General features: G+C 39.3%; 7 protein-coding genes. 5 read left to right on the top strand and 2 right to left on the bottom strand.

The genetic code is table 11. The features are described from left to right. Window positions 1–164: 164 nt before the first annotated feature. The gene (locus tag CWB60_RS15700; protein ID WP_055016808.1) at window positions 165–719 is read right to left on the bottom strand and encodes a DUF1240 domain-containing protein; all 555 of its coding nucleotides are present in this window, start codon (window positions 717–719) and stop codon (window positions 165–167) included. Window positions 720–1210: 491 nt separating this feature from the next. Between CWB60_RS15700 and CWB60_RS15695 the strand changes: the two genes are divergently transcribed. The 5 genes from CWB60_RS15695 (at window position 1211) to CWB60_RS15675 (ending at window position 5868) form a co-directional block, all read left to right on the top strand. Further along, window positions 1211–1576: a hypothetical protein gene (locus CWB60_RS15695; RefSeq protein WP_096739990.1), complete on the top strand. Its 366-nt coding sequence runs from the start codon at window positions 1211–1213 to the stop codon at window positions 1574–1576. Window positions 1577–1644: 68 nt separating this feature from the next. Further along, entirely contained in the window at window positions 1645–2025 is a 381-nt protein-coding gene (locus CWB60_RS15690) for a hypothetical protein (protein ID WP_096739989.1), read from the top strand. A gap of 146 nt (window positions 2026–2171) precedes the next feature. Beyond that, window positions 2172–2927 (top strand): hypothetical protein, encoded by a 756-nt coding sequence (locus CWB60_RS15685; protein ID WP_096739988.1) that lies wholly within the window; start codon window positions 2172–2174, stop codon window positions 2925–2927. A 185-nt stretch (window positions 2928–3112) separates the two neighbouring features. Further along, the gene (locus CWB60_RS15680; protein ID WP_024034278.1) at window positions 3113–3610 is read left to right on the top strand and encodes a (2Fe-2S)-binding protein; all 498 of its coding nucleotides are present in this window, start codon (window positions 3113–3115) and stop codon (window positions 3608–3610) included. Continuing rightward, complete coding sequence (locus tag CWB60_RS15675) at window positions 3607–5868, top strand: xanthine dehydrogenase family protein molybdopterin-binding subunit (protein ID WP_138577572.1); 2262 nt, start codon at window positions 3607–3609, stop codon at window positions 5866–5868. The genes CWB60_RS15680 and CWB60_RS15675 overlap by 4 nt, the downstream gene beginning before the upstream one ends. Window positions 5869–5934: 66 nt before the next feature. Here the strand turns inward: CWB60_RS15675 and CWB60_RS15670 are convergent, their stop codons facing one another. Further along, window positions 5935–6132 carry a CsbD family protein gene (locus CWB60_RS15670; protein WP_064386857.1) on the bottom strand — a complete coding sequence of 66 codons (198 nt, stop codon included), beginning with the start codon at window positions 6130–6132 and terminating at the stop codon, window positions 5935–5937. Between the last annotated feature and the right edge of the window lie 251 nt (window positions 6133–6383).

Here is a 6383-nt window from a genome sequence, read left to right as displayed (position 1 = left end):
ATTGAATCTTGCACCACTTTTCTTTTAAATTCCTCTGTATGTTTACGAAACGCTTTTACTTTCATGAGAACTGACTCCTAAATAGGTGTCTACTTTTATGGAGTCAGATCAAAAACGAAAACGAGCCCAGAGAGGCTCGTTTTTGTGTGTATTTTAAAAAATCATCAAGGGCTATTAGCGAGTAGCTCATCTACTTTTTTTATAACATCTTTTGGTTTTGGTTCAGTCGTTTGTTGTTTTAACCAATCTATTATTTCTGAGCTGACTCTGTAACCTTTTTTAATGCAGTAGTGTTGAGAGGTAACCCATACATCTGGGGCTCCTCTAGTGCTGCCACTGTAAGAGTTACAAATAATATAGCCTTCACTTTTAATTTTACTTTCAATAAAGTAAGTATAAGTAGGAACTGAAACTAATAGTAAAATTAAAGTAATCCCACAGAGCTTATACCATTTAATTAGAAGCTCTGGCTCTACTTCAGTGTTTCTTACTTTTAATAATATTAGCCGGGTGAGCATAGCAAATGCTGGCGTGCCTAAAATTAAGCTCGGAGCAAAACTCTTTTCCTTAAAAATCATCGGGTGATTATTTAACGCCTCAAAGACAAATGCCACTTCATTATATGATGCAATCGGTAAAACTAAGGTGATGATAAAGAATAAAACAAATAAAAAAACACCCTTTATATTTTCACTTAATGTTACTCTGTCGTGTTTCATTAAATTCTCTTTAATCATCATTTAAACAAGGTAAAAAAAAGACGTCGCGGTTACACTTTATACGGCTTCGACATATGCATTATTGGCAACTCTTAGACTAACTACAATTTTTTAGCTATCTAATATAGTATATAAATTAAACATATAGCTACTCCTGCAGCAAGAGCCCCAATAAGAAAAAATAAGCTAGATTTCACTTCAAATCTTTTACAATGAAAAACGAAGTAGCAGGTTTTGTTTAGGTTAAAAAAGTAAAGTGTCTTAGATTGATTTTAAAAAGCACCAAGTAAGTTTGGTTTATATAAAATATTATCATAGGATCTCGCGTTGTGCTTTTTTATGATACTTCAGCCCATGGCACCCAAACTCGGTTAGCCAAAAAAAGTAAAAGCAAACTTGTTTTATTCGCAGGAACGTTATTTAATTTTCGCTTTGAGGTTAAACAAGTCAGACTAGCCTTTCAAATCAATTTTTAGGAACAGGAAGCTAAAATGCAAGGATCGCGTATTATTAAAACTCATGAAATCAGCTTGTTTAAAAGAGCGCTAAATTTAGCTTTATTATTTACTCATATAATTTTTTTATTTGGTGTAGCTGCCATCGCATTCGATCGTGAGAGTTTTGAGGCGATAAGTAACGCAAAATATGGCAATAGCGCTCCCTTAATGCAATCTAAATTAGCAGATATATTTGTATCTTCTTGGTTTGCTTATTTGTGCTTAGCTTTAATCCCCATAACTATAATGAAAGAACGCTTTATGAAAAGCTATGACGTTCGAATTTACTCAAATATACTAGCTTCGTTTATATGCGGATTAATAATCTATGTATTTATTAATAAGCTGTATAGTTTATAAGGTTTATTTAATGTGATTTTTAGCTTCTTTAAGCTGAAAATTTATAACTTAAAAGGAAAAAATATCTAATGGAAAATATTTTTTGTGGGTATTATGATGAGGAAGCGGAGCAGGATGTTCCATTACAACCAAACATTAGTGAAGCTATAACCTTTTTCAAAGGTTTTATTTGGGAGAATGAGAGTTCAGAATCCGCCATGAAAATTTTATTTTTTCAATCCTTAGGGGATAATGAGGCTTCATTGCAAATAAGTTGCCTAGAAAAAAAATTATGGTGCATTTCTGCCAGTGCTTCCATCCGAAGGCGCTTTCTAGGGCCCTTCTTTAAGCGTAGCACCTTTAAAATCTTTATAGATAAAAATGAAGATGAAACAGAAAATATAATACGTCTATTTTATGATAGTTCGCCTCACGAATTTGCTGCCTTTTTAAAAAATAGTAAAGGCTAAGCTTTAAGTGGGATTACATTCGTACTCCATTGATTTAAAACAATAATTATTTATTCTTTTAGGTTGTTAGATATACTTTGCCTAAAACTCTAATACATTTAATCTCTTTATAAATCTATTCTATTACTTTAGATAAAGGACTATTCATGAAGTATCTAAATTACATATTGCTTTGCCTATTCCTACTTTTCACATCGAACACATTTGCGCTTGAGCAGAAGTATCACGAGAGTGTTTTACCTGTTATTGCTGCTTTTAAAGCGGAGGATAAAACTGCGATTGCTGCGCATATTCGCTACCCTCTAAAAAGGCAATATCCATTGCCCGACATTAAAAATGAAGCTGAGTTTATTAACCGCTTTGATGAAGTGTTCGACGATGAACTAGTTGCCGTTATTGGCAGCTCTAATATTAATACCGATTGGGATAAAGTTGGTTGGCGCGGCATTATGCTAAATAACGGCGTGATGTGGGTTGATACTGACGGCAAAATTTTCGGTATAAATCGCGGAACATCTAAAGAGCAGGCATTTGCTAAACGCTTAATTGAACAAGACAAGCAATCACTCCATTCAAGTATTAATACGTATGAAGAGCCAGTGCTGGATTGGAAAACGGCTAGCTACCATATTCGCGTTGATGATTTAGGTGATAGAAATTACCGTTATGCAGTGTGGAGTAGTGATAAAAGGCCAAAGGACAAGCCAGATATGGTTTTATTTAACGGCGATGTGACTGTTAGTGGCACTGGCGGTAATCATAGTTATACGTTTAAAAACGGACGCTATAGTTACGTATTACACGTTACTGTAATTGGTTGCGATACATCGCCACCTGGTTGGCTTGAAGTATATAAAAATGATGAGCAGTTATTAAATGAGCCAGTTATAAGTGCTGAGTAGAGTCAATAAAGCCTTCTTATTTATACCTAATAAAGCTGCCACTAAATAACAGCTATAAGTTGGCGGTTCGCCGATAAAAATTTCAATAAACCAATCCTAAGTGGTAGGCTAAAAAAGTAGCAATTATTCAAACCGTTCTCGCGCAACAAGGCATTCCTTTAAAGCGCTTTGCCAAGGAGTTAAATATGATCACGCTTACCGTTAATGGTAATAAACATGAGTTTACAGGCGATCCGTCAACGCCGGTGCTTTGGTATCTTCGAGATGAATTAAATTTAACCGGGCCTAAGTTTGGCTGTGGTATGGCGCAATGTGGTGCGTGCACCATACATATTGATGGCGTAGCGCAGCGCTCGTGCATATTACCGGTGTCGGCTGTGGCAGGGCGTGCTATTACCTCTATTGAAGGGTTAAGCGAGCAAGGCGACCACCCCGTGCAAAAAGCCTGGGTTGAGCATAAAGTGCCGCAATGTGGGTTTTGTCAGTGCGGACAAATAATGCAAGCGGCAAGCTTATTAGCCGCTAACCCTAATCCCACTGATGATGAAATAGTGAGTAATATGTCGGGCAATATTTGTCGTTGTGGCACGTATCCGCGTATTCATAAAGCAATTAAGTCGGCGGCTAAAACTATTGCGGGCGTTGAATATTTTGACCCAAATGAACAAGGGGAAGAGGTATGAAAAACGACAATACGTACTTTGACTTAAACCGTCGCCAATTTTTAAAAACCAGCGCAATAGGCGCATTAGTATTAGGCACTTATTTTGTAGGCAGTGCACCAAAAGCGTTTGCAGGCGTGTTAGAGCAACCCTCTGAGCAAGCAAAACGTGCTAACTTATTTATAGCGCTGCGCCCCGATGGCATGGTTGAAATAACCTGCCACCGCTCTGAAATGGGCCAGCAAATTCGTACCGCCATTGCCCAAATTGTGGCAGACGAAATGGAAGCCGCGTGGGATAAAGTGGTTGTTATTCAAGGTAAGGGCGACCCTAAATACGGGGATCAAAATACTGATGGATCGCGCAGTATTCGCTACAACATGCAGCGCCTGCGCGAAATGGGCGCAAGTGTATGTTATATGATGCAGCACGCAGCCGCTAAATATTGGAAAGTTGAGCCGCAAACCTGTACAGCCAATCAACACGTGGTTACACACAGCTCAGGTAAATCGCTTACTTATAAAGATTTAATCGACTTAGCACTTACAATAACGCCACCAGAAGTTGATAAGTTAACACTTAAAACACGCAAAGAATGGCGTTATATAAATACCGGTATGGCGCATATAGATTTAACCGATTTAGTAACCGGTAAAGCCACATTTGCTGCTGATGTTCGCGAACCAAAAGCGCTGGTGGCTATTATTGAGCGCCCACCGGTAGTAGGTGGTGTGGTTAAATCGTTTGATGCCAGCGCCGCTAAAGCAATTAATGGCGTAGTTGATATTATTGAAATGCCTGTACCAAAAGGTGCGCCGCAATTTCAGCCAAAAGGCGGTATTGCTATTGTTGCTAAAAATACCTGGGCTGCATGGCAGGCGCGTAAAGTACTAAAGGTGGTGTGGGATGATGGTAAAAACGGCGATTATAATTCAAAAGAATTTAAAAAGTCGTTATTACAAACCGTTAATGAGCCGCAAGCGCATGTACGTGAAATAGGCGATACCGCCAGCGTATTGGCTAAATCGAGCAATAAGTTAGTAGCCGACTATTACGCGCCGCATTTGGCTCAAGCACCTATGGAGCCACCTTGCGCTACAGCGATGTATCATAAAGACCGCGTTGATATATGGGCTGCAACGCAAAACCCGCAAGCTGATATGAAAACCGTAGCTGCGTTACTTGATATGCAAGAGAGCCAAATTAACGTGCATGTCACCATGTTAGGTGGCGGTTTTGGGCGTAAATCAAAACCTGATTTTTCAGCAGAAGCTGCCTACATTTCAATGAAAGTAGGACAACCTATACGCGTACAGTGGACGCGAGAGGATGATATTCAGCACAGTTTTTATCATGCGGTATCGGCTCAACATATTGAAGCGTCATTAGATGAAAAAGGTAATATTGAGGCTTACTTACACCGTACGGCGTTTTCGCCAATTATGTCGACCTTTCAAGAAGGGGCAACGTCGCCTGCAGGTTTTGAGCTGCGCTTGGGCTTTACCGATAACCCTATAAATTCACCTAACTTAAAGCTAGAAAACGGCGAGGCACCCGCTAAAACAAGAGTAGGCTGGATGCGTTCGGTATCAAATATTTTTCATGCTTTTGCTATTCAGTCATTTATTGCTGAAGCTGCGCACAAAGCAGGGCGTGACCAAAAAGACTATTTACTTGAAACCATAGGCCCTGATCGCATTTTAGATGTAACCGAGCAAAATGCCTCGTACGATAACTATGGCGCCGATAAAGACGTTTACCCATTAGATATTGGTAAGTTACGTCATGTTATTGAAAAAGTAGCCGATATAAGTAAATGGGGCCGAAAGCTGCCAAAAGGTCGCGGGTTAGGCATTGCTGCGCACCGCAGCTTTCTAACGTATGTGGCTACTGTGGTTGAGGTAGAGGTATCGGACGCTGGTGATTTAAATGTGATTAAATCGTGGGTAGCTATTGATGCAGGTACGGTAGTAAACACCGATACCGTTAAAAACCAAACGCAAGGTGGCTCTATTTACGGTATTACCACTGCAATAAGCGAGGGTATTACCTTTGATAAAGGCCGCGTGCAGCAAAGTAATTTTCATGATTATCGCGTACCGCGTATGAGCGATTCACCACTAGAGGTAGAAGTAGAAATAATACAAAGCGATGCGCCACCAGCAGGTGTAGGCGAGCCCGCAACGCCTGTTTACGCCCCTGCGCTATGTAACGCTATTTTTGCCGCTTGTGGTAAGCGTATTAGGCAGCTGCCTATAGGTAGCCAATTAAAAGCGTAAATAACGTCCTTTTTTAGCCGTTAAACAAAAAAACCGCCAAATGGCGGTTTTTTTAGAAGTTAGCGATTAGTGAGTTTTTTCAAACTCGTCTACTTCGCGCTCTGCTTCTTCTTTAGATTTACCGTACTGCTGCTGTATTTTACCCACTAGCTCCTTACGGCTACCTTCAATTTTGTCTAAATCGTCGTCAGTAAGATCGCCCCATTTTTGTTGCGCCTTACCTTTAAGTTCGTTCCAATTACCTTTCATACGATCGTTGTTCATAAGTATCTCCTTACTTAGATTTAATTAACGTTCACTATAAAAGGAGCAAGGCGTGTACCAATAAGTTAAATTTAAATTTTTGTAATTATAATCAAGGTGTTATTTTTTTATTGGGGTAGTAGAAGTTAATATAGCGCGTATGTTCTTAAAAAATGTACAGAGCGGTCTGTAATTATTTCTGATTATGGATACGCGTAAACTCATCCGCTTTTGCGGCGCGTTTATTTTTGGTTTTTGTTACAATGCGCACA

This window comes from Pseudoalteromonas sp. S327 (assembly GCF_005886415.1).
Taxonomy (GTDB): Bacteria; Pseudomonadota; Gammaproteobacteria; order Enterobacterales; family Alteromonadaceae; genus Pseudoalteromonas; species Pseudoalteromonas atlantica.
Note: the sequence above shows the minus strand (reverse complement) of the source record. Positions and strands in the feature narration are given on the sequence as shown.

Excerpts from the sequence above, each read along its gene's own strand:
- CWB60_RS15700 (WP_055016808.1), bottom strand. The coding sequence starts at position 719 with ATGAAACACGACAGAGTAACATTAAGTGAAAATATAAAGGGTGTTTTT.
- CWB60_RS15695 (WP_096739990.1), top strand. The coding sequence starts at position 1,211 with ATGCAAGGATCGCGTATTATTAAAACTCATGAAATCAGCTTGTTTAAA.
- CWB60_RS15690 (WP_096739989.1), top strand. The coding sequence starts at position 1,645 with ATGGAAAATATTTTTTGTGGGTATTATGATGAGGAAGCGGAGCAGGAT.
- CWB60_RS15685 (WP_096739988.1), top strand. The coding sequence starts at position 2,172 with ATGAAGTATCTAAATTACATATTGCTTTGCCTATTCCTACTTTTCACA.
- CWB60_RS15680 (WP_024034278.1), top strand. The coding sequence starts at position 3,113 with ATGATCACGCTTACCGTTAATGGTAATAAACATGAGTTTACAGGCGAT.
- CWB60_RS15675 (WP_138577572.1), top strand. The coding sequence starts at position 3,607 with ATGAAAAACGACAATACGTACTTTGACTTAAACCGTCGCCAATTTTTA.
- CWB60_RS15670 (WP_064386857.1), bottom strand. The coding sequence starts at position 6,132 with ATGAACAACGATCGTATGAAAGGTAATTGGAACGAACTTAAAGGTAAG.